The sequence below is a fragment of the Kastovskya adunca genome (assembly GCF_059505785.1).
In genome coordinates, this window is record NZ_JCACLG010000015.1 from 39,418 (window position 1) to 65,547 (window position 26,130).

The window sequence follows — 26,130 nt, forward strand, 5'->3', positions numbered from 1 at the left end:
GCGTCTATTTGCGGTATCAAATTCCATCAACCGATTCAAGAAGAATAACTTACAACAGGCGATCGCTCGCACATCGAAAACCCGATAGAATCTGCCGAACCCCCGGATGATACCAGTTGCGAAAACTCCCTCGCATCGCCCAAGGGCGAGTTGCCCAACTGCTCCCCTTAAGCACTCGATGCTTCCCATCAAAATAAGCTTGAGAATATCCCCGGTAAGGATAACTCTTAAAACCTAAATAGCCATCAAACCAGCTATCAGTCCATTCCCAGACATTACCCAGCATGTCATAACAGCCGTAGGCACTTTGTCCGGTAGGGTAAGCATCAACCGCCGTTGTCTGTCCGACCGCGTTGTCGTGATTGCAACGGCTGGTGCTGGGAAACTCTTCTCCCCACGGGTAAAGGCGTTGCTGTTCGGTCGCCACGTCCCAAGTCGCCGCTTTTTCCCACTCCGCTTCTGTGGGTAGGCGCTTGCCAGCAAAACGAGCGTAGGCGTCAGCTTCGTACCAACTTACCCCACAAACGGGATGGTTATCCCAGGCGGAGTCCGCTGACCAATACAAGGGCTGGGCAACGGGATTTTCCTGAAGCCATTGCCACCCCTCTAGAGACCACCAGCAAGCGTTGCGGTAGCCATCGGCGGCAATAAATTCTCGATACTGCCCACAGGTGACGGGGTAGCGGTCGATGTAGTAGGTGTCTAGGTGCAAGGGATGCCGACAACGTTCGTTGTCCGAAGCATCTAGGGAATCATTTCCCCGAATAAATTCCCCCGCCGGAATTTCAATTACCCCGGCTGCGGGTTGCAGCGTCGGAACTAGGGAGGGGGGAGTTTTCCCTGTCCCAAATCTCCTGCCAATTCCCAAGGCATCCCAACGCTGCAATTGCAGTACAAAGGTGATGGTTTCACTGTGTTGGCTTTCGTGCTGAACCAGCCAGCGCCACAGACGTTCTTGCTGATCTAGAGGGGCGGTTTCTAGGTAGGTTAAGACCTCAGTTCTGACGGTATCGAGGTAGTGACATACCTTTGCCAAGGGCGGCAGATTTTCGCGCTCGGCTTTCGGTAAGCCATCGGCAGCAAACAACTGATGGTACTCCGGAAACATCGGTGGTTTGCCAGCACAGCGCTCTAGAATCCAGTAGGCTTCGATAAATGCAATGTGACCGAGGTGCCAACCTGCGGGACTAAATTCTGGATGGGATTGGCGGCGGTAAGCGGTATCGTTAATGCCTTCAAATAAAGCTAGAGTGCCGATGCGACATTGATGCAAGGCATGATAGATCGTGCCTCTAGGTAATTTGGTCGATGTGAATGTCAAGGTCTTCTCCCACACTGAGAATGGAATGATTCGGGCAACTATGCCAGTTACTGGCAAATAGCGGCTCAGAAGCAATAATTACAGCATTAGGGAACATGGGGTCATCCCTCAACCAGTATAAAGAAGGAGCACTTGTCCCAACGGCATGGCGACTGACAACAAGATTGTGCCCGTTACTCACAATGCAGTTGGCAGAAAAGGAGAGGTCTGCGGCTTGTGCTAACTCGCTTATTGTCGTTAGGGCGTAGTGCAAGGCGGCTTTGAGGTCACTCTCCCCAGAAGCTTGTAAGTGGTTGAGCAGCAAGGCAAAAATATGTTCCGAGTCGGTGGTGCCAGTGACGGACTGGTAGATTGTATCCTTGAGGCGATCGCGTATCGGTCGATATAAGGTTTTCCGAAAGTTTTCGATCAAACCGTTGTGAATAAATAACAGGCGCTCGTCGGTAAAGGGCTGACAGTTGCTCAAATCCAACCCTTGACCCGGTGTAGCACTGCGAACATACCCCAGCACGCACCCCGACTCAACATAGCGGCTCAATTGCGGCAAGTTTGTATCATTCCAAATCGGCACCGTGTTTTTGTAGGTGAAGGGGCTAACCTCGCGCTCAGGGTGATACCAGCCGACTCCTAAGCCGTCGGCATTAACAACACCAGAGGTCATTTCTTTAGGCTGATAACTTTGTACGATCAGCGAGTGTTCCGGTTTGTACAACAAATGCTCAAGCTGAATCGGCGCTCCCAAATAACCTAGTAAACGGCACATAAAAAGTTACTACTCCTAGAAGTCTCAAAAAATGCCCTATCTGCCAGGATAAACTATGCTCTGGAATCGCCTTTAGTTTCAGCAAGTATTTGGTGGTTCCTTACCTGCAACCGAATACTTCTTTGCTCGTCACAGCAGTTTGGATAGTCTAAAATACATCAAGATTTAAAAATCGACATCTTACCTGCTGTAGTTGTCCGAATCTGATAGCAATGGTAAAGACTAATGTAGTCCAATTTGATGGGCAATAGGGTGTGTTTCCTGGCGAGTAAACAACAGTTTTAAAAGGGAGTAATAATATGCAGACAGTCAATCAAGGATGGCTTCTGTTGAAAAATAAGAAAGCTGTGGCACTGATTTGCCTATTTCTAATTACTATAGTCGGAATAGTTGTTCACACACAACTTTGGGTATTCGATACCGCTGAGGAAGATATTTACTATGTTTGGCTAGAAGGAAAACGCCTGCTCGCTGGAGAAAATCCTTATGCAAGAATTTTGCTGGGGAATATGAGGGAAAATGACAAATATGCAACCTACTTCCCTTTGTTTTACTGGCTTTCCGCTTTAACTCAATTATTAGGATTTAGAGACTATTCTACCTGGCTTGCTTTTTGGCGTCCGGTGTTTTTAATGTTTAACATTGGAATTGCAGGCTTAATATTTAGTCGATTAAATAAAAACAATTTATTCACAGTCGGATTATTTGCCGCGTTGTTTTGGCTGCTGAATCGCTGGACACTGCACGTCACTCAGATTGCTCACATAGACTTTGTTCCAGTCTTTTTTCTCCTGAGTTCTCTAATGACGTTTAAGCGGTACAGATACACCTCCTTGTTATTGTTTAGCTTGTCCTTAGCCTTCAAACAAATTGCAGTATTTCTGATTCCTCTTTACTTAATTTGGGTTTGGCAAGCAACTGAGAGGGAGAAGGTCAAAAATGTAGCGATCGCCTTACTGATCATCCTCAGTATTCCGTTGATCACCTCCATTCCCTTTCTCTTGTGGAATGCCGAAGGATTCTTTAAATCAATTCTTTTTTCTGCCACCCGAAATCCCGGCGGACATTTTAATGTTTCCTCATTAGATGATTTTATTGGAGAGGCATTTCCTGAGTTTGTAGGGTTGAAAGCCAAGTTACCCATGTTATTTCTCATGGGATTGGTGTATCTCAGCGCCCTTCGAGGCAAAATTGGTATTTACATGAGTGCTTTGTTGACTCTGTCTGTGTTTGTTGATTTCAACTCAGTATTGTTTCGACAATATTTTGTTTGGACTGTGCCTTTACTCCCGTTAGCACTCTGTGATTTTGTTTCTCCTATTTCCCTAAATAAAGAAATCAATCAAACGAAAGAATTGGAGCTAGTGAGGTGAGGCATCGGTAGAACGCCTCATAAAATTACTCCAATTCAATAAATGGTTGTGGTTAAGCTAGACACTACTTATAACTAAAAGCCGCTAGAAATAAACACCCCCAACCAACAAGAAAGGCAACTCCTCCTAGCGGTGTAATTGCCCCTAACTGCCTATTTCCTGTCAACGCTAGGGCATACAAACTACCAGAAAAAATCAAAATTCCGACTACAAAAGCAAATCCTGCTGCTGTCAACAGACCTTGAGCGGCTTCTGCCCGACTTAATAGCAACACCACAAATAGAAGAGCCAGGGCATGGTACATCTGATATTTTGCCCCGGTTTCAAATACTTCTAGCGATCGCACGCTCAGTTTTGCTTTCAAGGCATGGGAGGCGAAGGCACCAGCGGCGACGGATAATCCGGCAAACAGAGAAGCTAAGGCAAGGAAAAATCGAGTCACGATCGTCCAATAATCCTAAAGAAGAAAATGATAGCAAATGCTACCTTCATCACTGACTAAAAAGTCAGCGTCAAATTCTCTGGCTTTTTCATTTAAGTATTGCTCCGCAGTGGCGGCGGAAACTTCTGCTTCCATTGCCAAGCGGATGACAGTAACGTTTCCCTTGCCTTCTTTGAGCAAATGGTAAAAAGTAGAGTGGAGGCGATCGCGTGATTCTCTCTCTCCTTGCCGAGACAACTGCCGCATCAGCCATCCTCCCCAAGCAACAACAGGCACACCTAAAACAAGCCCTCCCATTGCATCTGCCTGATCCTGTTCGGTTGCATCTTCCTTCGTCAGCACGTAAACAGGCACCATCAGGAACATGAGTCCGAGAGTGAGGAGTAAACCCGCAGATAGTTTTTTGAGCCGCTTCATTGGTGCAAGAGTGCTGAGTCCTGAGTCCTGAGTCCTGAGTCAGAGGGATTGAGTTAGTAGGGTTGAGGAAGAAGATGGCGGCAACTTTTAGAGATTTTTTCCCTGGGCAAAGAGGGCGAAAATTCCTGGTGTTGCCGCGATTTTAACCTCAGTTACGGGTAGCTTCTAGAAGGCGAGAGAAGTAAAAGCGAGTACTCGTCATGCCACTGCGCTGAATCTTGAAACCTTGGCTTTCCAGGATGTTGATGACATCGGCTTCCCGGTGTAGGTAGGCACGAGTTGCTTTACTGGAACCAGGGAAGAAACTGCCGATTTTTTTGAGTAGACTCAAGCCCAAGGTTTTCGGCGCAAAGCTGAGAATCAGGCGCGACTCTGCCAAAGAGGCTAAGTGAGCAATCATCTGTGCGGCTTTGTCTTGGGGATAGTGAATCAAGACATCTAGGCAAATAACGGTGTGGTACTTGCCGCTGAGGGCTTCCAAATCCTGCACAGTGAAGATAGGGCTGTTTGCCTCACCCAAGACTGCCTGAGCACGTTCCTTGGCTTCACCTACCATTTGCTCAGAGATATCGCTGGCAAAAACTTTCGCCCCGGATTGTGCTAAGGGAATGCTGAGGCTACCAACGCCACAACCCGCATCACAAATGGTTAATTGTTCTATGTTGCCGTCATCTTGCAGCCAAGCCAGCACGTTATCAACCGTCTGTTGATGTCCAGTGCGGATATCAAGCTGTACTTTGCTGACTTCGCCGTCGCCATAAATCCTGCGCCAGCGGTCAAATCCGGTGGAGTTGAAATACTCTCTGACAACAGTTTTGTCATCAACGGTGTTCATATTGAGTTTTTGATTGTGGATGGGGATGGTCTAATACTTTACCAAATGCCCGGCGATCGCTTTGAGCGCTCAATGAGGATTCGTCATGACTATCGGCACGTTATTATCAGTACTTCAAGATTTGTTGTTCTTCATAAATCGAGAGGGAATTGAGGACGTTTTATGACGACAGACGCACCGACAATTAAACTCGACCAATTTCTAAAATTTATGGGGATTGCCCAGACGGGTGGCGAAGCTAAGCTGATGATTCAAGGAGAGGAGGTGATGGTAAATGATGCGCTTGAGACGCGGCGGGGACGCAAGTTGGTGTCAGGCGATCGCGTCACCATCGAAGGCAGAACCTACAGGGTTGAATTAAACTAACTTTTTGAGGATAATCGCTGCCAGGTGAGTTCTGTTGTCGATGCTTCTGAGTGCCAGCGCAACAGTTGGGCGGGTTGTCCTACACTCAGCCCTGATAGCCCAATTGCTCGTCGTGGAGCATCGGTAGCCAGGGAAATCGCCTTCTCCGCCTCACAAATCCCCCACCGCACCAAATTCTGCACCCCCACCAATAGCGGCAGCGTTGTCCCCGAAAGCGTACCATCCGGTAAGCGGGCAGTGCCGTGTTTTACCTCAATTTGGCGCGAGTCCCAAGGATAAACGCCATCTGGGAGTCCGATGGGGGCTAAAGCATCGCTGACGAGGAAAATTCCCTCTTCGTACCCACTAGCCCGCAATAGCAATTGCATCATAGCCGGAGAGACATGCTGCCCATCGGCAATTAAGCCACACTGTACGCCGGGATAAACTAAGGCAGCACCTAGCAATCCTGGTTCTCGGTGATGCAGTCCTGGCATGGCATTGAAGGCATGAGTCACCATGGATGCACCGAGTCTAAAGGAGGCTTCCGCTTGGGTAGCGCTGGCTAGGGAGTGACCGAGACTGATGGTAATGCCGAGGGAACGCAAATAGGGAATCACTTCCCCGGTAGTGTCTAACTCTGGCGCGAGAGTCATCACCTTGACAACGTGGGCGTAATCACCTAACACCCGCTTGACATTCTCAATCGTCAGGGGTAACAAAAACTCTGCCGGATGTGCGCCTCGCTTGTCGGGGTTTAAAAATGGCCCTTCTAGGTGGACGCCAAGGATTTGAGCAACTGCTTTTGGCTCTACCTCCTTCCCTCTGTGATTCAGGAATTCGGCAAAGACACGAAGCGATCGCCCAATCTTCTCTACTGATGTTGTCACCAAGGTTGGTAAATAGCCATCAACCCCCTGATTCCACAGAAATTGACCAATTTCCGGCAATTTGTCCCTATGGGTTGCATCAAGGTCAGTAAACGCTAACCCTAAGCCGCCATTGATTTGCAGGTCAACTCCCCCCAGTGACAGCCAATCCCCCGCTAAGTCTAGGAGTTGGGGGGATGGGGAGAAACTTTCTGTGGTTACCCCAGTAAATTCTTCCTCCCCCTCTTTGAAGGGAGGCTGGGGGGGATCGTTCAGTTGCACCCACTCACTCATTGGGGTTATTGCCGCGATCGCACCCTCACGAATCCGGAGATGTTGCAAATCTCGGTATCCTGGTAGCCGCGCCTTGATAATATCCAGATTCGGAGTCATTTGTCGCTACGATCGCTTTATCCTTTGTTAAGAATACTCAACGATCGACGACTAATGACCAATGACAACCCCTTGATTGGCGTGATCATGGGCAGCGATTCTGACTTGCCTACAATGCAAGATGCGATCGCTGTTTGCGAAGACTTCGGCGTCCCTTGTGAAGTGGCGATCGTTTCTGCCCACCGCACCCCAGAGCGCATGGTGAAATACGCCCAAACGGCCCACGAACGCGGGATTAAGGTAATTATCGCCGGTGCTGGAGGTGCTGCCCATCTCCCCGGTATGGTAGCAGCCCTCACCCCCTTACCTGTAATTGGCGTCCCAGTAGCCAGCCGTCACTTACAGGGCGTTGACTCCCTCTACTCCATCGTGCAAATGCCTGGAGGTATCCCTGTGGCAACCGTAGCGATCGGCAATGCAAAGAATGCCGGGTTACTAGCCGTACAAATCCTGGCATCTCACAACCCAGAACTCCTCAAGCAAGTCCAGCAATATCGACAAGACCTAGCCAATTCCGTAATGCACAAGCAAGAGAAACTAGATGAAATAGGCTATCAGCAATATTTGCAGGGGATGGGGGGATGAGGTGCAGGGGAGCGGGGGTGCAGGGGGGTGCAGGGGTGCAGGGGTGCAGGGGTGCAGGGGTGCAGGGGTGCTAGGGGAGAACCTCTTACTTCATACTTCATACTTCATCCTTTACTTCACCATGTTCCCAACCTATTCTCTAGTTGTTCCGATTTATAACGAGGAAAATAGCCTTCCCGAACTGTACCGCCGCCTCAGTGCAGTGATGGCGCAGTTGGGTGAGGTAGAGTTGATTTTGGTGAATGATGGGAGTCGCGATCGCTCTTTGCAGATGCTGCGCGAGTTGAATGAAAAAGACCCCCGCGTTTGCTATATCAGCCTCGCCCGTAACTTTGGTCATCAAATTGCAGTTACAGCGGGTTTAAACTTTGTCCGGGGTCAAGCGATCGTTGTTCTCGATGCCGATTTGCAAGACCCCCCAGAGTTAATCCCTAGTCTGATTGAAAAGTGGCAAGAAGGCTATCAAGTCGTCTACGCCCAACGCACCCGCCGCCGCCAAGAAGGCTGGCTAAAACGCCTCCCCGCTTACTTGTTTTATCGCCTCCTGCGACGACTGGCAGATATTGAAATTCCCACAGATACGGGGGATTTTTGCTTAATGGATCGCAAAGTTGTCGATGCCCTCAACACTATGCCAGAACGGAACCGCTACATTCGCGGATTGCGTTCCTGGGTGGGCTGGCGACAGACTTCGATTCGCTTTGAACGCGACCCCCGCTTTGCTGGGGAGGTGAAATACACCTTCAGTAAGTCGATGGCGTTGGCGATTAATGCCCTAGTTTCCTTCTCCATCGTTCCCTTACGCATGGCAACCTTCATCGGCTTACTCGCCGCCGCCGTAGCGATTTTGATGGCAATTTTGGTGCTGTACTGGCGGATTGTTGCCCCTACGTCTCCCATCACGGGTTTTGCCAGCATTCTGATTGCAATTTTCTTTCTCGGTGCTGTTCAGCTAGTCAGCATTGGCATTCTAGGAGAGTACATCGGGCGCATCTACGAGGAAGTTAAAGGTAGACCTTTGTACCTCCTTTCCGAAGTTGGAGGATTTGCTCAGTCGCCTTCAGTTGATAGAGATTAATCCTCACGTCGCCAACTTCCGACGCAACTCCCGAATTGCCGCGCTAGTGTTACGCTCGTAGGCAATTTGCAAACACTCTCGGACAATCTCTGAGACATTCATATTAGGGAAATAGCGGCTGTTGTTAGTGCGAACGTAGCTATTATCCTGCAAGCCATGAATTGCAAGCTGGTTCTTTTTAAATAACCAAACTTCCGGCACTCGATAGGGTAAGTAGTCATTCGCATCCGTGTAGCTGGTTACGTCTATCTCAATAACTAAATCGGGTGGCGGTTCAACGCTCCAGTTGATGCGATCTTTGCCTGCAACGGCTTCCCAGTTATCGATATAAAAGCAGTAGTCCGGTTCGATGCCGCTTTCTTCTGGCAGTTCCATCGTCACTGGCGTGAAGGCTTCGTATTCCTGCGCCAAAGAATCAAGCAAAACTTTGACAACATCGGCAAGTATATTTGCTTTACGTCCGTGTTCGGGTAAGGGTGACATCAACAAAATCTCTCCCGGTCGATATTTGATCCGAGGAATTGAGCGATCGCCCAACTGTTGACTTAGTGCTTTATAGTCTTGCCAACTACCAGGTAGCCGCATGACTGCGCCTGGAGGTAAGTGGATTTTTTCTGGGGTGACTACTGCGAACATGGAACTGATCTTCCTCTGTACTGCGTAACTCTTATATTTGTAACCAAACAACAGCAAATAATTACTCCGAAGAGGAAAGCCCTATCTTTGGCTGGAGGCTGGAGTCAGCGTACTCTTGAGTTGCGAAAAATGCGTCATCGCCTAAATTAAAATAGTTCAGCCAGCCACAGGGCGGCGAAACCTTGGGAAACGATAGAGTAATTTAACGATGCCAGCCAATTACACCGAGATTGAAAAGCGCCTTTGGGAAGCAGCGGATGAACTCAGAGCGAACTCGAAGCTCAAACCCTCTGAATACTCGGTGCCAGTGTTGGGGCTGATTTTTCTTCTCTACGCTGATTATAAGTTTGCTTTAGTCGAGCAGGAGTTGGCAGGCAGGAGTAGCAGGCGACGCACAGTCGGTAAAGAGAATTACCAGGCAAAGGGGGCGTTGTTTCTACCGGATGAAGCCCGTTTCGATTATTTGCTCAATCTGCCGGAAGCGGCGGATATTGGCGGGGCGATTAATGCGGCAATGAAAGTGATCGCAGATGAGAATGAGGAACTCGGCGGTGCTTTGCCCAGAGATTACAACCGTTTGGAAAAGCCGATTCTGCGGGAGTTGCTGAAAATCCTCAACCGGATACCCAGAGAAGGGATTACTGAGGATGCGTTTGGGGAGATTTATCAGTATTTCCTGGGAAATTTTGCTCAGAAGGAAGGGCAGAAAGGCGGGGAGTTTTTTACCCCAATTTCATTGGTAAAGCTGATTGTAGAGGTGATAGAGCCTGATTACGGGCGAATTTTAGACCCTGCCTGTGGTGCTGGCGGGATGTTCGTGCAGAGTGCGGTGCGGATTCGCAATAAATTAAATCAAGACCCGAATAAGGTGATTAGTGTCTACGGGCAGGAGAAGGTAGACGGAACGGTGAAACTCTGTCAGATGAACTTGGCTGTTCATGGGGTTTCTGGGTTACGCAACATTCGCGAGGGCAATACTTATTACCAAGATATTCACAACAGCGCCACTTATGACAAAGATGCTCAAGACAGCATCGGGGCGTTTGACTTTGTGATGGCGAATCCGCCATTTAATGTCAATGGGGTGGATAGGGAGAAGATAAAGAGCGATCGCGCTCACTATCCCTTTGGTGTTCCGACCGTGGACAATGCCAATTACCTCTGGATTCAGTTATTTTATAGTGCTTTAAATCAGAACGGACGGGCGGGGTTTGTCATGGCAAACTCGGCGTCGGATGCGCGGGGTTCTGAGTTGGAGATTCGCCGCCAGTTGATTGAAAAGGGGGCGGTGGATGTGATGATTGCGATCGGGTCTAATTTCTTCTACACGGTGACGCTGCCCTGTACGCTGTGGTTTTTGGACAGGGGGAAATGTCGTAGAGACGTTCCGGTGGAACGTCTCCCTCGCAAGGAAAAGGTGTTATTTATTGATGCGCGGCATATTTATCGTCAGATTGACCGCGCCCATCGGGATTTTAGCGAAGAACAGGTTGAGTTTATCTCGAATATTGTGCGGCTGTACCGAGGGGAAGCGGTAGTGACGGGTGCTGACTCCGAAATGCTGGCTGAGACGTTCCCGGAGGGGGCTTATCGGGATGTGGCGGGATTGTGCAAGGTGGCGACGTTGGCTGAGATTGAGGCGCAGGGATGGAGTCTCAATCCTGGGCGTTATGTGGGGGTGGCCCAACGGAAGGAAGCGGAGGATTTTGATTTTGCGGAACGGTTGGAAGAGTTGAATGAGGAGTTGGAAATTCTTAATGTTGAAGCGCGAGAATTAGAGGAGAGGATTGCTGAGAATGTGGCACAAATTTTGAATCTTTGATGAATGAGCCTATTACTATATGAGGCTCCCCAATCCTGAGCAAGCTATTATTGATGAGGAAAAACTATCAGGTTACTGTCTCAATCCGAGACATTCAGATGGTCAACACAAAGCGCGGGTTTTTCAATCGGCTTTAGGGATTGGGATTGATGATGCTGATGAGTTAAGAACTGCATTGATACAAGCTATCCAAATTACTGATGCTGTTCTCGATAAATGCAATCCATATGGGCAGAAATATAGAGTAGATTTTTTGATGGTTAGAGAGGACAAACAGGCAAGGGTTCGCAGTGTTTGGCTTGTTCGTGATGAGGAAAAGTTTCCGCGATTGGTTACTTTTTTGTTCTGTAAGAAGAAATAGGGAGGGAATATGAACCCACAAATTAAGTTATTGGATGTGGTGGCACTCCTAGAAGATTTACCAGAGCTTGAATTATATCGAGGTCAGGTTGGAACGATTGTTGAAGTGTACGAACCGGGAGTTTTTGAAATTGAGTTTAGCGATTTGAATGGTTGTACTTATGCAATAGAGACTTTAAATGCTAATCAACTGATTGTTTTACATTATTACAAATTGACAGAAGAAATGTTAGTTCAAGCTTGAGGCGATCGCGCTTTTAAAGCAAATGCCAAAGGCGGAAAATTTTGATTTTGCCAAACGGCTGGAAGAGTTGAATGAGGAGTTAGAAAGTCTTAATGTTGAGGCGCGAGAATTAGAGGAGAGGATTGCTGAGAATGTGGCACAAATCTTGAATCTTTGATGCGTTAGTACAATTAAGTTAATCAAATTAGGAGTTTTTAAGAGGATGAATATCACGTTCAAACCAGAAGAGGAGCAGTTGATTCAAGAAAAGCTCAAAAGTGGAAAGTATGCAACGGCTTATGAGGTAATTGTTGAGGCGTTGCGGCTACTTGAAGAGCGAGATAAGCAGTATGAAAAATGGGTGGAAGAAACCAGGGAAAAAGTAGCGGTGGGTATGGCACAGCTTGATAAAGGGGAAGGGATTGATGGGGAGGTTGTGATTGCCAGACTGCGGGAGAAGCTGAAAAAAGCTGGTGAAAATCAAGGATGAATCGTTACATTATTTCACCAGCAGCGAGTCAGGATTTAGATGAGATTTCTGATTATTTTTTGAGCCGGAGTCTAGAGGCTGGCGAACGGTTTGTGAATTGGTTTGAGCAGAAATGCAAGAACTTGGTGAAGTTTCCCAATATGGGGCGTTCTTATGCTGAAGTTGAGCCGTCGTTACGGGGGGTTCCTCTTGAGGGTTACATCATTCTTTATCGGGTGATTGAGGATGGGGTGGAAATTGTGCGGGTGGTGAGTGGATATCGGGATTTGGAATCGTTGTTTTCTGAGTCGGATGAGGAATGAGGCAAAGGAATGAGTGAAATTAAACAATTACCTGTCGCAATTCCCAAGAAAGAAATAGAGCAATTTTGCCAGCGTCACCATATCCGCAAGCTGTCTTTATTTGGTTCGGTGTTAAGGGATGATTTTACACCGGAGAGCGATATTGATTTTTTAGTGGAGTTTGAGCCAGGAAAAACTCCGGGTTTATTTAAGATAGTCAGAATGGAAATGGAACTTTCAGAACTGCTAGAGGGGAGAAAGATAGATTTAAGAACTCCTGAGGAGTTAAGTATTTATTTTCGAGACAGAGTGATGGCTGAGGCGGTGGTGGCGTATGACAGCAATTGATGAGGCGCGGGAGTTGGAAGAACGGATTGCTGAGAATGTGGTGAGGCTGTTGGAGGGGACGATTTAATGGCATCGTATACTCAATGGAAGGATATCCGCTTAGGTGATGTAGCTAAAGTTATCTCTGGTTTTGCTTTTAAAAGTAAAGATTTCCAGCCCGAAGGGATACCTATTATAAAAATCAAAAATATTCGAGTAGGGGCAGTTGACCTTTCAGAGGTTGACCATGTTGATTCGAGTTTTCTCTCTTTAGATACCAAGTATCATGTTAAGGGTGGAGATATTCTCATATCATTGACAGGCTCACACCTCACACAGCCTAACTCTGTCGTTGGGAGAGTAGCACTTCATTCATCATCATTAGGTCACTGCCTTTTAAATCAACGGGCTGGAAAAATAATTGTCACAAAACCTGAAATTTGTAACAAATTATTTTTGTTTTATTCAATATATGCAGAGGAAAAACGAAGAAAAATAGCTCTTATGGCTTTAGGGGCTGCAAGTCAGGCAAATGTTAGCCCAAGTCAAGTTGAAAGCGTCGAGATTAAACTTCCTCCCCTCCCCACCCAGCGCAAACTTGCTGCGATTATCTCAGCCTATGATGACCTAATCGAGAACAACACGAGGCGGATTGAGATACTGGAAGAGATGGCGCGATCGCTCTATCGTGAGTGGTTCGTCAACTTCCGCTTCCCTGGACATGAACAGGTGAAGATGATTGATTCAACTTCTGAATTTGGGTTAATTCCAGAGGGCTGGGAGGTATTGCCAATAGATGAACTAATAAAGAGAGGAATTTTGGAAAAAAACCAGGATGGTAATCATGGAGAAAAACATCCTAAATCAACGAATTATGTTCCTGTTGGTATTCCATTTATTATGGCAAAAGACCTAGCTAATAATATTCTTAACTTGGCAAATTGCCAATTGATTTCCAATGAACAAGCTCAATCGTTACGAGTTGGTTTCGCTAAGAAAGGGGATGTATTATTAACGCATAAAGCCACTATGGGGCGGGTCGCTATAGTCCCACAAGTGGAAAATTTTATAGTTTTGACACCTCAAGTAACGTATTTTAGGATTAAAAATTCTTCTTCACTAAATCAAGCTTTCTTGTACTGCACCTTCACGTCCGACAGGTTTCAAGATATTTTGTCTGGGCAATCTGAGCAATCAACACGAAAATTTATAAGTATCACCAATCAAAGAAATATCAAAATTCTTTATCCTAGTCCTGATTGGATTAATAAATTCGGCAAAATAATTAATGATGTTTTGAACTTGAAACAATCACTCTACTCAAAGAACGTCAACCTTCGCCAAACCCGCGACTTACTCCTCCCGCAACTCATCTCAGGTGAAATCGACGTAGAAAACATCGACATCAACACCGGAGAAATAGCAGCTTAAACTTCACCGTTTGCTAATCAAGCTGAAAATTACAACAGAAACTTACAAAATAGAGCAATTATGGTACAAACAAAACCTATCTCAAAACCCATCACCAGCTTACTTGACCTCCGAGAAAGATTTAATCTGACTCCAACAAACAATGAGCAATTCTCCTCAGAGTTTACGCAAGACTTACCCGAAATCACCGACTCTGAAATAGCCACATTAGACCAAATTAAAAACCGATTTTTGCGCCATAGAGAATGTGGTTCATTAGCAGAAGGAACCATCAATCACTTAGTCATATCCCCCTTATTAACCCTAGCTGGTTTATACGACGAACCCTTCTTCGTCACCACAGAACCCGAAGTCGAACTCCTCCTAGAAGACAGAGACGAATTACTCAGAGGACGCATCGACACCTTAATTATTCAACAACAACTCTGGGTATTAGTCGTCGAATCCAAATCAACCATCGCCTTCTCCATCGCCTTACCCCAAGCCTTCACCTACATGATGGGAAACCCCAACCGCCAACGCCCCGTCTATGGATTAATCACCAATGGCGATGAATTCCAATTTATTAAACTCTTGATTCAAGATAACCCTGAATACGACTTATCCAATATTTTCTCCCTGCTTCTCCCCCACCGCAATCAACTTTATGACATCATGCGTGTTCTTAAACAAATCAGACAAATCATGCTGCAAAACTGAGCTGATTAATCTCAAAGTAAACACTATGTCACACCAACTCACAATCAACTACCCAGAAACTTTTCCCGATGCCCTGCAACAAACCAGAGAACAATTTGAACAAGAGGCAAAATGGGCAATGGCAGTCAAACTTTTTGAAATGAAGCGCTTATCTTCAGGCATGGCAGCCGCATTAATCGGTACAGATAGAGTCTCATTCCTCCTTAACTTACATCGTTACGGCGTAGCCATGATTGACCTAACCGAAGAAGAGTTATTATCCGATTTAGAAAATGCCTGAAACCGAGAGAATTGTCATCAAGACTGCACCCCTAATCGCCCTTAACAAACAAGCCAAAAAAGTTAGATGATATGGCATACAGTGACTTTACTTTAGCAAAAGTAATAAAAACCTTTGGTTTGACGATTTCTGAAAAAGTAAATATTTTTGCAGAAGTTCCAGAATTCAACAGCAGCGATTATTTAAAAGAAACCCTGCAATACAATTTACCTTTAGCCCTTGCCATTAACACAGAAAAATCACGCTCAGAAATGATTATCGCCCCTGTGTTAATTGAGTTAAAAAAGCGGTTGACGCATCCTATTAGTTTATTCTCCGGCGTAGATTTTACCGTTGATGCAAGCCAAGGATTAAACGGAACCTGTGACTTTCTCATCAGCCGTTCTCCAGAACAGCTATTTATCAACGCACCCGTTATCACGATTGTAGAGGCAAAAAAAGAAGATATAAATGCTGGCTTAGGTCAATGCGTAGCGGAAATGTTAGCCGCAAGATTATTTAACGAACGAGAAGGCAACCCAATTCACAAAATTTATGGGACTGTCACGACTGGGGATAGGTGGAAATTTTTAAAATTAGAAGAGCAAATTATTGAAATAGATTTAGGAGAGTATTTTCTCAACAACGTCAATAAAATTTTGGGAATCTTAGCCTACGGTATTAACGAATCAATGACAGATTGACACTCCCCTCTATCCCAAACTCTTTTATCTCCATGCCCCACCCCGATTCAGAAGAAGCCCTAGAACTCTACACCATCGCCCTATTTGAACAACTGGGCTACACCACCGCCAACTGCTACAACGAAATCTACGGCGATGGTAGAGACGTTCCGGTGGAACGTCTTTACTTAGGGCGAGAAACCAGAAGCGATGTAGTCCTAATCTCCAAACTGCGCCCAGCCCTAGAAAAACTCAACCCTCACCTTCCCGAACAAGCGATCGCCCTCGCTATCGAGGAACTCACCCGCGACAGAAGCGCCCTCACCCTCGCCAGCGCCAACCGGGAAATTTGCGATCGCCTCAAAGATAGAGTAAAAGTCACCTACCGCAACGACGATGGCGAAGACATTACCGAAAACGTCACCGTCATCGATTGGCAAACCCCCACCAACAACGACTTCTTCCTCGCCTCCCAACTCTCGATTGTTGGGGAAATGTACACCCGCCGCCCCGACTTACTCGGTTTCGTTAACGGCATTCCCCTCATCTTCATCGAACTCAAAGCCTCTAGAGAACGAGTCGAATTCGCCTACCAAAACAACTTCTGCGACTACCGAGAAGAAATCCCCCAACTGTTTTGGTACAACGGCATCGTCATCCTTTCCAACGGCAGCATTAGCAAAATCGGTAGTCTCACCGCCACCTGGGAATACTTCTCAGACTGGAAGAAAATCAACAGTGAGGGTGAAGAAGGAATCATCTCCCTCGACACGATGATTCGCGGCACCTGCGAAAAAACCAAACTCTTAGATATCGTCGAAAACTTCACCCTATTTAGCGAAGAACAAGGCGGCTTAATCAAACTCGTTGCCAAAAATCACCAGTATCTCGGCGTCAATAGTTGCCTAGAAGCCGTGCAAAACATCCGAGAAAATCAAGGCAAACTCGGAGTATTTTGGCACACCCAAGGCAGCGGTAAAAGCTTCTCCATGCAGTTCTTTTCCCAGAAAGTTCACCGCACAGTTGAGGGAAACTGGACGTTCGTAATTATCACCGACAGAGAAGATTTAGACGACCAAATCTACAAAAACTTTGCTAAAACAGGTGCCGTCACCGAACCGGAAAAAGAAGTCAGGGCAAAGAGTGGCGAACACCTCAAACAACTATTGACAGAAGACCATCGTTATGTGTTCACCTTAATTCAGAAATTCCGCACCAAAAAAGGCGATCGCTACCCCAAACTCTCCGATAGAGATGATGTAATTGTGATTGCCGACGAAGCCCACCGTTCCCAATACGACAGCTTCGCTGGAAATATGCGAACCGCATTACCCAAAGCCGGGTTTATTGGCTTCACTGGCACACCCCTACTTGTGGGAGAAGAAGCCACGCGGCGCGAATTTGGCGACTATATCAGCATCTACAACTTCCGCCAATCGGTAGAAGACAACGCCACTGTTCCCCTGTTTTACGAAAACCGCATCCCCCAACTGGAACTCACCAACAGCGAACTCAACGAAGAGATTACCGATGCCATCGAATCAGCCGACTTAGATGAGGCACAAGAGAATAAACTGGAACGGGAATTTTCGCGGGAATATCACCTGATAACGCGAGAGGAACGCTTAGACGAAATCGCTCAAGATATTGTCACTCACTTTTTAGGACGGGGATACCAGGGCAAAGCAATGGTTGTCTCCATCGATCGCTTCACCGCTGTCACAATGTACAACAAGGTGCAGCACTATTGGCAGCAGCAGTTAACCCAGTTACAGAACCAACTCACCACCGCCAGCGAGAGTGAACGCGAACAGCTAACCGCGAAAATTCAGTACCTGGAAGAAACCGACATGGCGGTAGTCATTTCCTCCTCCCAGAATGAGGAAGAAGCGTTTAACAAAAAAGGCTTAACGATTAAACCCCACCGCCAGCGCCTCGTCAAAGGAAAACCGGGACTGGACGTAAAATTCAAAGACGCCAGCAACCCGCTGCGTATTGTCTTTGTCTGCGCGATGTGGATGACAGGCTTTGACGCCCCCAGTTGTTCCACCATCTACCTCGACAAACCGATGCGGAACCATACCTTGATGCAAACCATCGCCAGGGCAAATCGGGTATTTGGGGAAAAGGTAAACGGGCTGATTGTAGACTATATCGGCGTGTTCCGCGACTTGCAAAAAGCACTGGCGATTTACGGTTCCGCCTCCGGTGGCGGCGTGGAAGCAGGCGATACCCCGGTGCAATCCAAAGAAGCCTTGGTGGAGGAATTGAGAAAGGCGATCGCAGATACTCTACAATTTTGTAGCGATCGCGGCATCAACTTCGACCAAATCCAAACCACCACCCAAGCCTTTGCCCGTACCAAGCTATGGAATGATGCCGTCGAAGCCATCCTGGTGAACGACGATTCCAAGCAGCGGTATCTGGCACTAACTCAGAACGTCACCAAACTCTACAAAGCGATTCTCCCAGACCCAGCAGCGGGTGAGTTCAATCCCACGTTATATGCCTTGGGTGAAATCACCAAGCGAATCAGAAACCTGGCTTCCCCGGTGGACATTTCCGAAGTCAAAGCCGCCGTTGAGGAAATTCTGGATGAGTCCATCGGTACGTTGAAGTATGTCATCCCCGAATCCAAAGACGTTCCACCGGAACGTCTCTACGTTGACCTCAGCCAGATTGACTTTGACGCCCTCAAAGCCCAGTTTGACAAAGGGTACAAGCACACGGAAGCTGAGAAGCTAAAAGGGGCGATCGCCAGCCAGCTAACCCAGATGGTACGCCTCAACAAAAGCCGGATGAATTACCTGGACAAGTTTCAGCAGATGATTGATGAATACAATGCTGGTTCGCGCAACGTGGAAACCTTCTTTACCGAGTTGGTGGAGTTTGCCCAGGAACTGAAAGTTGAGGATAAACGTGCGATCGCGGAGAATCTGGAAGAAGAAGAACTGGCGATCGTTGACCTACTGACGAAACCAGATATCAGCTTAACCGAGAAGGAGAAGCTGGCAGTTAAGAATGTGGCAAAGGAACTTTTGTCAACCCTCAAGCAAGAAAAATTAGTACTTGATTGGCGTAGGCGGCAACAATCGAAGGCAGCAGTTAAGGTTGCGATTGAGGAGATATTAGACCAGCTACCCGAAGGTTACTCAACCGATGTGTACCAGCGCAAGTGTGAAGAGGTGTATCAGCACGTCTATGAGTCTTACTCAGGGGCAGGACGCAGTATTTACACTCCTGCTGCTTGAAGGCAACTTGAGGGGAATGAGCCATCTTACTCCCCCTAATCGCATTTTATCGTCTCGCCTGTTGCGGCTGATTGACGCGCCGCATCCGCAATTTTTAGGGCGTAATAACTTGCCTCCGGCGATACGTAGAGGGGCGTACCTTCACTGAAATAATCCAAGACCATCCCCGTATCTTTCCCAAATAACCCACGACGCCCGCCAACCTCAATCGGTGTCGTTTCTTCATCCCGAATCAGTGTTCCTTCATCGCCTTCAAACAGCAGCGTTCCTTTATCTCCATGCACCTCAAAGTTGCGTAAACTTTGCCAGAATACTTCCCCTTTGCCATAAGTCACTTCCGCAATTAACCCATTATGAAAGCGCAGTTGGGCGGTGCAAAGACAGGCGGTGAAGTAGTCTCCCGTTCCCCAGTACCGCGACTGACAGCTAACGGTGGCGACGCTGCCAAATAAGTCGGTGAGGCGATGGATGCGGGAGAGCGCCCCACTAAAGGGAAAGCCAAATAGTTCTCGGTGATACGTCCAACGGCGAGGGGCGGGACGCTTGGGAGCAATGGTGACGTAGCGGGCGTAGAAGGCGTTACCAATCTCTGGTAAAGACTGCCGCAGGGCTTGATGGAGTCCGCCTAAAAGTTCAATATGTTCAACGTGGAGGAGTTTGCTTTTGGCTTGTGCTAGGGCAATTAGGGACTTGGCTTCTTGGGGATCGAGGGCGAGAGGATATTCGATGATAACGTGCTTATTAGCTTCGAGGGCAGCACGGGCGATCGCACTATGATCGCGGTTAATTGTACAAATGACGACCGCATCTAAGTCGGGATGCTGGACAAGTTTTTGCCAGTGATCAATCGGGGAGGCGTTGTAGGTTTGAGCAAATTCGTTGGTCTTTTCCGGGGTGTGTCCATTGACAGCAAGTAAGTGCGATCGCTCATCGGCTTGCAATGCTTCTGCCCTCAGCCTTGCTGCAAACCCTGTCCCCACTATCCCTAGCCGCAGCGGTAACTCAACAGATAAATCAGACAAATTATTAATCGGCATCGCTGACGGCATCAAAGAATTACAACACTCTTTTACTACAATTTCACCCCTTCCTAAAAATGGGTGGTTGCAACGACCGCTCTAAGGTACTCAACCCTACTTCCGCAATCAGTGCTAACACAGCGACGGGAATTGCCCCAACTAGGAGAATGGCGTTGTCGTAAAGGGAAAAGCCCAGAACAATAAAGCTACCTAGCCCACCAGCACCAATAAACGCAGCCAGGGTAGCGCTGGCGATCGCTTCAGTGGTTGCGGTTTTAATCCCAGCGACAATTACAGGAAGTGCTAAAGGAATTTCAACTTGTTGGAGTACCTGTAGAGGTGCCATTCCCATGCCTTTGGCGGCTTCGCGAATGGCTGGATTAATGCTGCGAAAAGCAACGTCGGTACTGATCAGAATTGGCGGTATGACGAGTAGAGTCAGGGCGATCGCCGCCGATTGGAAGGTTAGCCCAAAGTAGGGAATGGCAACAAACAAAATCGCCAAACTGGGAATGACTCGTAAGCCGTTGAAGGTATTAATCAATACCGTAGAAGCGGTACGCGATCGCGAACTGAGTAACCCTAAGGGTAGCCCCAACCCCAAACCAATCGTTAGGGGCACCACCACCAGCCGTAAATGCTGCCCCAAGGCGGTCATCAGGCGATCGGGATTACTAGCGGCGTAGTCTAGAGCTTGAGCAAAGATATTCATACTAAGGGACGTTCAATCATAGAAGCCTTGTAACGCTACGCTATCCCGGCGAACGTTAATCCCGAAGACTTTCGCTCAGTTGTGGTTTGGTGCCGCCAGTTCAATGCTACCTTTGGCTACGCACCCCTTGGCACTTGAGGGTTGTAGAGACAGAGCGCGATCCGTCTCTACAGGTCTTTTCAACTGATCACTAGACCTCTTGCAAAAATGTACCAGACCCCTCCCCAACCCTCCCCTTACTAAGGGGAGGGGGCAAGATTTCAAGTCTCCCCCCTTACTAAGGGGGGATTAAGGGGGGTCTATTCGACTTATGCAAGAGGTCTACTCAATAGCGCGATCGCTACCTAGCTCGGTCAAGGTGAGTTAATGAATCTTATGTGTATAAAAGCTATCCCCAAACAAAGACCTTTGCTTCGTAGCCGCCGATGTCAGTCTTAATCTCGTTTTCGACTTCGACGTTGTAGTTGCCCGTCCACTCGTGCCAAGAACCAGCAGCAGGGAAGTTGCCAATCGTATAGTCACCCAGGAATTGGTCGGAGAAGTTAGCGACAACAACAACGCGGGAGCCTTCGTCAGTCCAGCGCGTGTAGGCGAAAACGTTGGCTTCGTTGTCTTCGTGGAAAAACTCAATGTTCTCAGTGTAGAGAGCTGGGTTGTCTTCGCGTAGATTAATCAAGCCTTTGTAGTAGTCGAATAAGCCGCGATTATTGTCACTTTGCAGTAATGTCCAATCGATTTTGGCGGATTCGATCGTTTTGGGCTTGTACTCGCCGAACTCTTCCCCCATCCAAACCAGGGGAACACCCACAGCCGTCATCAGGATAGCTACTCCCAGTTTGAACCGCTTGAAGGCTTCTTCATCCAAGATCCCGCGATTGCCCAGCTCTACCATTAAGCGATCGTGGTCGTGATTGGTGAGGTAATTGATCACATTGGTCGCCCCCATAAAGCCTTGCCGCTTACAGTCAATGACATCCTTGAGGCGTTCCAAATCAAAGGTATCGCCGCTGAGGTGTTCCACTAGACAGTGATAAAAACTATCATGCCAGCAAGCATCCATCGGGCCATCAAAATTAGTGATGCTGGTGGTTTCTGGGATATGTTCGGCGATGCAGTAAAACGGCTTTGACCCGGCTGATTTCTTGGCTTCATCAACAATCCAGTGCATGAAGTCGTAGTTGGCAATTTGCCGCGCTGCATCGTAGCGAATGCCGTCGAGGTGATATTCCTCAACCCAAAACCTCACGGTATCACCGATGAACTTCCACGCGGGCTTAATGTCTAAATTTTCGTCGTAATGCTCGTAGTTAAACTCTGGGCCCCAATTATTATCTGGGTCGCGGGGTTCGTGGTGATACCAGTAGTCGTGGTCAATTTGGGTTAGAGGACTTTCAGATTCTGAGTGGTTGTAAATCCCATCCATAATCACACGAATCCCTCTACCATGGCATTCGTCAATCAAATGCTTCAACTCTGCGGTTGAACCATAACTGGATTCAGTTGCAAAGAAGTAGCGCGGATTGTAGCCCCAACTGTGGTCGCCAGGATACTCCTTCACAGGCATCAGTTCAATGGCATTGATACCCAAGTCGCAGAGATAGTCTAACTTCTCCACAACGTGTTTATAGTTGCCGCGTGGGTTGGGGTCATCTTCGCCACCAGAGAAGTCGCCAACATGCAATTCGTAAATGACTAACTCACAATCGCCAGGTAGTGGCTTGTCGTCATGTTGCCAAACGTAGGTATCGACAATGCGTTTGCCGTCTTTAATTCGGACTATGCCGTTTTGAGTCGCGTTTTCGATGTCTGTGGCGTAGGGGTCGTTGACATCTACCCACTGATCCGGCTCAAAAAACCAGGATTTGGACTGCACGCGAAATTTGTACTGATGAACTCCATCCTCCAGTTCAACAGAGGTGCGAAAATAGCCATCTTCTCCCTTCTCCATCGGGATTTCTTCCCAATCTGAAAAAGATCCAATTAGTGCAGCGCCTTCGTTATAGGGAGCAAATAGATTAAATTCAATCGGACTTGTCATAAAACCCAAGCTTTAAAAAGGATTTAGAAACTGGAAGTGGATAGTAATATTGTCCACGCCTCAACCGAGTTATGAGATCGTTCGGAAGAGATAAAGTTGTATTTAGCTGGCTGGTGCTTGAGGAATAGGGCTGAACGAGGAAGAGAAGTCTTTTATGGCTCAATGCTAGGTTTTGCTAGTTATAGCGCTGATATTCAAAGTAATTTGCTCTTGGCTAGGGATTGATTAATCGCGATCGCCATTAATCAAAAACCTCAAATTTCGTAGTTATCCAGGAATTTTCAGAAGCATAAAACACAGATAACGTTCTTGTATCAGTTTTGGAAAATCAAACTCCAAGCCAAACTTGGAAATCCTCCCAACGTAAGAATCTAAAGGATGAATTCCCAATAGAAACTCAAGAACGTCGCCCAATAGTGAGAACTCCCGTCAAAGTAGGCGATAACCACTTGGTTTGGTCACCAGACAGCAAAACCCTTGCCTTCTGGCACAATGACCGAGAGGCGCGATATTACTGACTCAACCAAGCGATCGCGTTTTTAATCCAATCTTCTGGGTTGGTACTTTTCGCCACTAAGTTGTCCTGACTGACTACCGCCAGCGCCTGAGAAACTTCCTCACTGCTATAGCCAATCGCGAACAAAGTCAGCTCCACATCTTCTAGAATTTCTGGTGCGGGCCCAGTAGAAACGGTGGATGTCGCTGTCCCAGAGGTGTTGCGCCATTCTGCCAGTTTAGTTTTTAGCTCCAAAGCCAAGCGTTCGGCGGTTTTTTTCCCTACTCCAGGGGTTTTGGATAAGACGCGGATATTACCTGTGACAATGGCTTGTACCAAATCTGCAAGCCCCAAAGTATCGATGAGAGCGATCGCTAACTGGGCACCAATCCCACTCACACTCACCAACTGGCGAAACAAATCCCGTTCCGCCGCCGAAGCAAAGCCGTACAAAATCTGTTGGTCTTCCCGGATTTGCAGATGGGTAAACACTTGCACTGGCTCATCCCCCGCCGCCTGGAGATGTTGCGCCAAACGCCAGGGAATTTGCACTTCATAGCCAACCTGCTTCACGTCCAAAACCAGCGTGACGCGATTGGCGGCAGTTTTTTGAATCGTGGCGACAGTTCCCTTGAGATAGCTAATCATCACTGTTAGTCCTTGGTTATTAGTCTTTGGTAATCACCAAGGACTAATCCCTACTGAAGAAATCCGAAATGTTGCAAGCCTTCCAGGATACCACCTGCACAGTGCGCTTGTGCTAAGTAGTGGCGATCGCTGGCATTGGCGTCGTACCACTGGCGCAGTTCCGGGCGGGCATTACCGACAATGATCCCTCGCGATTCCCCAACGCTAAATAGACCGATATCGTTACCAGAGTCCCCACAGACAACGGTGCGCGTCCCATCAAAGCCCCATTGTTGCCGCAAGAACTCTACAGCAAGCCCTTTATTACCCAAACGGGGCAAAATGTCTAGGTCTTTCCCGCCGCTATAGATTAACCTTACGTCAAGACCGCGCTCTTGCAGTTGGGCTTCTAGGCGAGGTACTACTTCCACCGCCGCTTCTTCGCTCAGATAGTAGCTGGCTTTAAAAGGACGCTGTTCCGACTCTTCTTGAGGAACCAGATCGGAATAATGGGCAGCGGTGGCGACAGCAAGTTCTCGATTCCAACCTTGGGAAAGTTTTTCTGACCAAGTTGAATCTGGGACATCTTTACTATCATCTTCATAAATTTCTGTGCCCACAGCGGTAATTAGAGCATCAGGATCGATCAGGTGCTTTTCGGCTTTGAGTTCGTGGTAGAGAGTCAGCGATCGCCCCGTGGCATACACAATCTTTGCCCCCTGTTCTTGGCGCTGCTGGCTCAGGCGTTGCTGAAGTTCACCCAGGGCATTGTCATCACCTACAAAGGTGTGGTCTAAGTCAGTTACGAATAAAAATGCTGTCACAGTAACCTCTTTAGTGCTTGCAGTCTAATTACTGCTTTATTGTCCTATAGGAGTGCCTACCGCCAGCAATCTGTAGAAAGGTTACCTGCAACCTCTGTATAACCTGTCGCTTTTCTCCACAGCGATTGATGGGTTAACGCCATTTTTGGCTTTAACCTGAGAGGACGTTTTGACTTTTTGATCACGCCATTCTGTGACTAATTTGATGAAATCACTGTTGACCAAGCTGTTTTCCTGGCTTCCCCAACTCAGTTATCAAGTTTGGATTCTTGCTGGGGGTCGGCTACTCTCCCAAGTGGGTAATGGCTTCACGTTGTTTTATGCCCCAATCTTTTTTGTCAATCAAGTCGGTTTGTCGGCAACGGCTGTGGGAATTGGGCTAGGGAGTGGTTCTGTCTCCGGTGTTGTCGGTCGCTTTTTGGGGGGGTCGTTTACCGACTCGAAGTTTTGGGGACGCAGGCGAACGTTGTTACTTTCGGCGGCGGTGTCGGCGGTGGCGGATGTGGTGTTGGCACAGACTTATAACCTCCCCACATTGATCGTTGGTAACTTGCTGATGGGGTTGGGAATTGGTCTATATTGGCCCGCCACCGAAGCCGCCGTTGCCGATTTAACGACGATTGAACAGCGCAATGAGGCATTTGCTATTACACGTCTAGCAGATAATATCGGCTTAGGGTTTGGGGTTGTCTTAGGAGGGCTAATCGTTTCGACAACAGGAAACTATCGCCTGCTGTTTGTCATTGATGGCATTTCTTTTTTGGTGTTCTTTGGGATTATTTATGCGGCGATTGGTGAAACCTATGCTTTTGATCAGCAGCCTCACAAACGCATCGCTAGGGGATGGGCAGTAGCACTGCGCGATCGCTACTTGATGGTCTACGTTCTAGTCAATATCTTGTTCACCACCTATCTTGCCCAAGTGAACAGCACAATGCCCTTATATTTCAACAACTTTGTCTCCGGCGGCACTGCCCAAGGCGGATTTTCACCCCGAATTATTAGTGGATTGTTTACCTGGCATATTGTCTTTGCCGCCTTATTGCAGTTGCCTATTGCCCGGTGGCTAAATCGCTTTAGTCGTCCCCATGCTTTGATGCTTTCCATGGTGTTGTGGGGATGTGGCTTTGTTTTGATTTGGGTAACGGGGGTGACGGCAACAAATCCCTTAGTTTGGGCAATCGTGGCATTAGGAGTATTAGCGATCGCCACCGTCTCTTACACCCCATCTGCCTCTGCCCTGGTCGTAGACTTAGCCCCCTCATCCTTACGCGGAGTCTATCTTTCCATTAACTCTCAATGTTGGGCGATCGGCTACTTCATCGGCCCCACCCTCGGTGGTTGGGCATTAGATCAATCTCGTAGCATCGCCAATAGTTTATGGCTAGCCTTGGCGCTAAGTGTGACGATTGGTCTAGGCATTTTGCAATACCTGGAGCGCATCCGCACTAAAAGGGACGTATAGCCCAATAGCACTGACTCAAGCAATAAAACTCCTCACAACCCACCGATCAACCCTTGTGCAGGGGGT

The 26,130-nt window shown here is 47.7% G+C and carries 30 protein-coding genes and 1 pseudogene; 19 read left to right on the forward strand and 12 right to left on the reverse strand.

Annotation, left to right across the window (positions count from 1 at the left end; genetic code table 11):
* Positions 1-49: 49 nt before the first annotated feature.
* Together egtB and egtC are read right to left on the reverse strand one after the other, a co-directional pair.
* Entirely contained in the window at positions 50-1,321 is a 1,272-nt protein-coding gene (egtB, locus tag AC5JR3_RS04680; RefSeq protein WP_495843512.1) for an ergothioneine biosynthesis protein EgtB, read from the reverse strand.
* Positions 1,293-2,084: an ergothioneine biosynthesis protein EgtC gene (gene egtC, locus AC5JR3_RS04685; RefSeq protein WP_495843514.1), complete on the reverse strand. Its 792-nt coding sequence runs from the start codon at positions 2,082-2,084 to the stop codon at positions 1,293-1,295. Before egtC ends, egtB begins: the two co-directional genes overlap by 29 nt.
* Before the next feature lie 299 nt (positions 2,085-2,383).
* On the opposite strand from egtC, the gene AC5JR3_RS04690 reads away from it, so the two are divergent.
* Positions 2,384-3,457, forward strand: a complete 1,074-nt coding sequence (locus tag AC5JR3_RS04690; RefSeq protein WP_495843516.1) for a hypothetical protein — start codon at positions 2,384-2,386, stop codon at positions 3,455-3,457.
* A 64-nt stretch (positions 3,458-3,521) separates the two neighbouring features.
* Here the strand turns inward: AC5JR3_RS04690 and AC5JR3_RS04695 are convergent, their stop codons facing one another.
* The 3 genes from AC5JR3_RS04695 to bchM form a co-directional block, all read right to left on the reverse strand.
* Positions 3,522-3,899 carry a DUF423 domain-containing protein gene (locus tag AC5JR3_RS04695; protein WP_495843518.1) on the reverse strand — a complete coding sequence of 126 codons (378 nt, stop codon included), beginning with the start codon at positions 3,897-3,899 and terminating at the stop codon, positions 3,522-3,524.
* Between the two features lie 15 nt (positions 3,900-3,914).
* Entirely contained in the window at positions 3,915-4,316 is a 402-nt protein-coding gene (locus AC5JR3_RS04700) for a hypothetical protein (protein ID WP_495843519.1), read from the reverse strand.
* 148 nt (positions 4,317-4,464) lie between these two features.
* Complete coding sequence (gene bchM, locus AC5JR3_RS04705) at positions 4,465-5,151, reverse strand: magnesium protoporphyrin IX methyltransferase (RefSeq protein WP_495843521.1); 687 nt, start codon at positions 5,149-5,151, stop codon at positions 4,465-4,467.
* 162 nt (positions 5,152-5,313) lie between these two features.
* Here bchM and AC5JR3_RS04710 point away from each other — a divergent pair, with 162 nt between their 5' ends.
* Positions 5,314-5,517 carry an RNA-binding S4 domain-containing protein gene (locus AC5JR3_RS04710; RefSeq protein WP_495843523.1) on the forward strand — a complete coding sequence of 68 codons (204 nt, stop codon included), beginning with the start codon at positions 5,314-5,316 and terminating at the stop codon, positions 5,515-5,517.
* Here the strand turns inward: AC5JR3_RS04710 and nagA are convergent.
* Positions 5,514-6,758, reverse strand: a complete 1,245-nt coding sequence (nagA, locus tag AC5JR3_RS04715) for an N-acetylglucosamine-6-phosphate deacetylase (protein ID WP_495843525.1) — start codon at positions 6,756-6,758, stop codon at positions 5,514-5,516. The two genes, AC5JR3_RS04710 and nagA, sit on opposite strands and share 4 nt — an antisense overlap.
* A gap of 54 nt (positions 6,759-6,812) precedes the next feature.
* Between nagA and purE the strand changes: the two genes are divergently transcribed.
* On the forward strand, positions 6,813-7,343 hold the full coding sequence (purE, locus tag AC5JR3_RS04720) for a 5-(carboxyamino)imidazole ribonucleotide mutase (RefSeq protein ID WP_495843526.1): 531 nt from the start codon (positions 6,813-6,815) through the stop codon (positions 7,341-7,343).
* Positions 7,344-7,464: 121 nt separating this feature from the next.
* Positions 7,465-8,421, forward strand: coding sequence for a glycosyltransferase family 2 protein (locus AC5JR3_RS04725; RefSeq protein ID WP_495843528.1), 957 nt, complete (start codon positions 7,465-7,467; stop codon positions 8,419-8,421).
* Between the two features lie 3 nt (positions 8,422-8,424).
* Here the strand turns inward: AC5JR3_RS04725 and AC5JR3_RS04730 are convergent, their stop codons facing one another.
* Complete coding sequence (locus tag AC5JR3_RS04730) at positions 8,425-9,057, reverse strand: Uma2 family endonuclease (protein WP_495843530.1); 633 nt, start codon at positions 9,055-9,057, stop codon at positions 8,425-8,427.
* A 208-nt stretch (positions 9,058-9,265) separates the two neighbouring features.
* On the opposite strand from AC5JR3_RS04730, the gene AC5JR3_RS04735 reads away from it, so the two are divergent.
* From AC5JR3_RS04735 to AC5JR3_RS04790, 12 genes are all read left to right on the forward strand, one after another.
* Positions 9,266-10,879 carry a type I restriction-modification system subunit M gene (locus tag AC5JR3_RS04735; protein WP_495843533.1) on the forward strand — a complete coding sequence of 538 codons (1,614 nt, stop codon included), beginning with the start codon at positions 9,266-9,268 and terminating at the stop codon, positions 10,877-10,879.
* A 19-nt stretch (positions 10,880-10,898) separates the two neighbouring features.
* Entirely contained in the window at positions 10,899-11,240 is a 342-nt protein-coding gene (locus tag AC5JR3_RS04740) for a DUF6883 domain-containing protein (protein WP_495843534.1), read from the forward strand.
* 21 nt (positions 11,241-11,261) lie between these two features.
* Positions 11,262-11,483, forward strand: a complete 222-nt coding sequence (locus tag AC5JR3_RS04745) for a DUF4926 domain-containing protein (protein ID WP_495843610.1) — start codon at positions 11,262-11,264, stop codon at positions 11,481-11,483.
* A gap of 22 nt (positions 11,484-11,505) precedes the next feature.
* Complete coding sequence (locus AC5JR3_RS04750) at positions 11,506-11,640, forward strand: hypothetical protein (protein ID WP_495843536.1); 135 nt, start codon at positions 11,506-11,508, stop codon at positions 11,638-11,640.
* A 45-nt stretch (positions 11,641-11,685) separates the two neighbouring features.
* Positions 11,686-11,952, forward strand: a complete 267-nt coding sequence (locus AC5JR3_RS04755) for a ribbon-helix-helix domain-containing protein (RefSeq protein WP_495843537.1) — start codon at positions 11,686-11,688, stop codon at positions 11,950-11,952.
* On the forward strand, positions 11,949-12,254 hold the full coding sequence (locus tag AC5JR3_RS04760; protein ID WP_495843539.1) for a type II toxin-antitoxin system RelE/ParE family toxin: 306 nt from the start codon (positions 11,949-11,951) through the stop codon (positions 12,252-12,254). Before AC5JR3_RS04755 ends, AC5JR3_RS04760 begins: the two co-directional genes overlap by 4 nt.
* Before the next feature lie 9 nt (positions 12,255-12,263).
* A complete protein-coding gene (locus AC5JR3_RS04765) occupies positions 12,264-12,581 on the forward strand; it encodes a nucleotidyltransferase family protein (RefSeq protein WP_495843541.1) in 318 nt (105 codons plus the stop codon).
* 66 nt (positions 12,582-12,647) lie between these two features.
* On the forward strand, positions 12,648-13,991 hold the full coding sequence (locus AC5JR3_RS04770) for a restriction endonuclease subunit S (protein ID WP_495843543.1): 1,344 nt from the start codon (positions 12,648-12,650) through the stop codon (positions 13,989-13,991).
* 60 nt (positions 13,992-14,051) lie between these two features.
* Positions 14,052-14,690, forward strand: coding sequence for a type I restriction endonuclease subunit R (locus AC5JR3_RS04775; RefSeq protein ID WP_495843545.1), 639 nt, complete (start codon positions 14,052-14,054; stop codon positions 14,688-14,690).
* 25 nt (positions 14,691-14,715) lie between these two features.
* Positions 14,716-14,970 (forward strand): UPF0175 family protein, encoded by a 255-nt coding sequence (locus AC5JR3_RS04780; protein ID WP_495843547.1) that lies wholly within the window; start codon positions 14,716-14,718, stop codon positions 14,968-14,970.
* A 71-nt stretch (positions 14,971-15,041) separates the two neighbouring features.
* Positions 15,042-15,653, forward strand: a complete 612-nt coding sequence (locus tag AC5JR3_RS04785; RefSeq protein ID WP_495843549.1) for a hypothetical protein — start codon at positions 15,042-15,044, stop codon at positions 15,651-15,653.
* 32 nt (positions 15,654-15,685) lie between these two features.
* Positions 15,686-18,883 (forward strand): type I restriction endonuclease subunit R, encoded by a 3,198-nt coding sequence (locus tag AC5JR3_RS04790; protein ID WP_495843551.1) that lies wholly within the window; start codon positions 15,686-15,688, stop codon positions 18,881-18,883.
* Between the two features lie 35 nt (positions 18,884-18,918).
* On the opposite strand, the gene AC5JR3_RS04795 is transcribed toward AC5JR3_RS04790, so the two are convergent.
* Complete coding sequence (locus AC5JR3_RS04795) at positions 18,919-19,920, reverse strand: Gfo/Idh/MocA family protein (protein ID WP_495843553.1); 1,002 nt, start codon at positions 19,918-19,920, stop codon at positions 18,919-18,921.
* Between the two features lie 43 nt (positions 19,921-19,963).
* Positions 19,964-20,614: an ABC transporter permease gene (locus AC5JR3_RS04800; RefSeq protein ID WP_495843555.1), complete on the reverse strand. Its 651-nt coding sequence runs from the start codon at positions 20,612-20,614 to the stop codon at positions 19,964-19,966.
* 33 nt (positions 20,615-20,647) lie between these two features.
* Here AC5JR3_RS04800 and AC5JR3_RS04805 point away from each other — a divergent pair.
* Positions 20,648-20,752 (forward strand): annotated as a pseudogene (locus AC5JR3_RS04805) (DM13 domain-containing protein); the annotation flags it as partial.
* 250 nt (positions 20,753-21,002) lie between these two features.
* Here AC5JR3_RS04805 and AC5JR3_RS04810 read toward each other — a convergent pair.
* Complete coding sequence (locus AC5JR3_RS04810; RefSeq protein ID WP_495843557.1) at positions 21,003-22,652, reverse strand: alpha-amylase family glycosyl hydrolase; 1,650 nt, start codon at positions 22,650-22,652, stop codon at positions 21,003-21,005.
* Positions 22,653-22,972: 320 nt separating this feature from the next.
* Here AC5JR3_RS04810 and AC5JR3_RS04815 point away from each other — a divergent pair, with 320 nt between their 5' ends.
* Positions 22,973-23,170, forward strand: coding sequence for a hypothetical protein (locus AC5JR3_RS04815; RefSeq protein ID WP_495843559.1), 198 nt, complete (start codon positions 22,973-22,975; stop codon positions 23,168-23,170).
* On the opposite strand, the gene ruvA is transcribed toward AC5JR3_RS04815, so the two are convergent.
* Positions 23,164-23,796 carry a Holliday junction branch migration protein RuvA gene (gene ruvA / locus AC5JR3_RS04820; protein ID WP_495843612.1) on the reverse strand — a complete coding sequence of 211 codons (633 nt, stop codon included), beginning with the start codon at positions 23,794-23,796 and terminating at the stop codon, positions 23,164-23,166. The genes AC5JR3_RS04815 and ruvA overlap by 7 nt on opposite strands.
* A 50-nt stretch (positions 23,797-23,846) precedes the next feature.
* Positions 23,847-24,599 carry a sucrose-phosphate phosphatase gene (locus tag AC5JR3_RS04825; protein ID WP_495843561.1) on the reverse strand — a complete coding sequence of 251 codons (753 nt, stop codon included), beginning with the start codon at positions 24,597-24,599 and terminating at the stop codon, positions 23,847-23,849.
* A 205-nt stretch (positions 24,600-24,804) separates the two neighbouring features.
* Here AC5JR3_RS04825 and AC5JR3_RS04830 point away from each other — a divergent pair, with 205 nt between their 5' ends.
* Positions 24,805-26,064, forward strand: coding sequence for an MFS transporter (locus tag AC5JR3_RS04830; protein WP_495843563.1), 1,260 nt, complete (start codon positions 24,805-24,807; stop codon positions 26,062-26,064).
* The last annotated feature ends 66 nt before the right edge of the window (positions 26,065-26,130 follow it).

What these genes read in the sequence shown, in the direction of transcription:
- egtC (WP_495843514.1), bottom strand. Translation starts at nt 2,084, where the DNA reads ATGTGCCGTTTACTAGGTTATTTGGGAGCGCCGATTCAGCTTGAGCAT.
- AC5JR3_RS04690 (WP_495843516.1), top strand. Translation starts at nt 2,384, where the DNA reads ATGCAGACAGTCAATCAAGGATGGCTTCTGTTGAAAAATAAGAAAGCT.
- AC5JR3_RS04700 (WP_495843519.1), bottom strand. Translation starts at nt 4,316, where the DNA reads ATGAAGCGGCTCAAAAAACTATCTGCGGGTTTACTCCTCACTCTCGGA.
- bchM (WP_495843521.1), bottom strand. Translation starts at nt 5,151, where the DNA reads ATGAACACCGTTGATGACAAAACTGTTGTCAGAGAGTATTTCAACTCC.
- AC5JR3_RS04710 (WP_495843523.1), top strand. Translation starts at nt 5,314, where the DNA reads ATGACGACAGACGCACCGACAATTAAACTCGACCAATTTCTAAAATTT.
- nagA (WP_495843525.1), bottom strand. Translation starts at nt 6,758, where the DNA reads ATGACTCCGAATCTGGATATTATCAAGGCGCGGCTACCAGGATACCGA.
- purE (WP_495843526.1), top strand. Translation starts at nt 6,813, where the DNA reads ATGACCAATGACAACCCCTTGATTGGCGTGATCATGGGCAGCGATTCT.
- AC5JR3_RS04725 (WP_495843528.1), top strand. Translation starts at nt 7,465, where the DNA reads ATGTTCCCAACCTATTCTCTAGTTGTTCCGATTTATAACGAGGAAAAT.
- AC5JR3_RS04730 (WP_495843530.1), bottom strand. Translation starts at nt 9,057, where the DNA reads ATGTTCGCAGTAGTCACCCCAGAAAAAATCCACTTACCTCCAGGCGCA.
- AC5JR3_RS04735 (WP_495843533.1), top strand. Translation starts at nt 9,266, where the DNA reads ATGCCAGCCAATTACACCGAGATTGAAAAGCGCCTTTGGGAAGCAGCG.
- AC5JR3_RS04740 (WP_495843534.1), top strand. Translation starts at nt 10,899, where the DNA reads ATGAGGCTCCCCAATCCTGAGCAAGCTATTATTGATGAGGAAAAACTA.
- AC5JR3_RS04750 (WP_495843536.1), top strand. Translation starts at nt 11,506, where the DNA reads ATGCCAAAGGCGGAAAATTTTGATTTTGCCAAACGGCTGGAAGAGTTG.
- AC5JR3_RS04755 (WP_495843537.1), top strand. Translation starts at nt 11,686, where the DNA reads ATGAATATCACGTTCAAACCAGAAGAGGAGCAGTTGATTCAAGAAAAG.
- AC5JR3_RS04760 (WP_495843539.1), top strand. Translation starts at nt 11,949, where the DNA reads ATGAATCGTTACATTATTTCACCAGCAGCGAGTCAGGATTTAGATGAG.
- AC5JR3_RS04765 (WP_495843541.1), top strand. Translation starts at nt 12,264, where the DNA reads ATGAGTGAAATTAAACAATTACCTGTCGCAATTCCCAAGAAAGAAATA.
- AC5JR3_RS04770 (WP_495843543.1), top strand. Translation starts at nt 12,648, where the DNA reads ATGGCATCGTATACTCAATGGAAGGATATCCGCTTAGGTGATGTAGCT.
- AC5JR3_RS04775 (WP_495843545.1), top strand. Translation starts at nt 14,052, where the DNA reads ATGGTACAAACAAAACCTATCTCAAAACCCATCACCAGCTTACTTGAC.
- AC5JR3_RS04780 (WP_495843547.1), top strand. Translation starts at nt 14,716, where the DNA reads ATGTCACACCAACTCACAATCAACTACCCAGAAACTTTTCCCGATGCC.
- AC5JR3_RS04785 (WP_495843549.1), top strand. Translation starts at nt 15,042, where the DNA reads ATGGCATACAGTGACTTTACTTTAGCAAAAGTAATAAAAACCTTTGGT.
- AC5JR3_RS04790 (WP_495843551.1), top strand. Translation starts at nt 15,686, where the DNA reads ATGCCCCACCCCGATTCAGAAGAAGCCCTAGAACTCTACACCATCGCC.
- AC5JR3_RS04795 (WP_495843553.1), bottom strand. Translation starts at nt 19,920, where the DNA reads ATGCCGATTAATAATTTGTCTGATTTATCTGTTGAGTTACCGCTGCGG.
- AC5JR3_RS04800 (WP_495843555.1), bottom strand. Translation starts at nt 20,614, where the DNA reads ATGAATATCTTTGCTCAAGCTCTAGACTACGCCGCTAGTAATCCCGAT.
- AC5JR3_RS04810 (WP_495843557.1), bottom strand. Translation starts at nt 22,652, where the DNA reads ATGACAAGTCCGATTGAATTTAATCTATTTGCTCCCTATAACGAAGGC.
- ruvA (WP_495843612.1), bottom strand. Translation starts at nt 23,796, where the DNA reads ATGATTAGCTATCTCAAGGGAACTGTCGCCACGATTCAAAAAACTGCC.
- AC5JR3_RS04830 (WP_495843563.1), top strand. Translation starts at nt 24,805, where the DNA reads ATGAAATCACTGTTGACCAAGCTGTTTTCCTGGCTTCCCCAACTCAGT.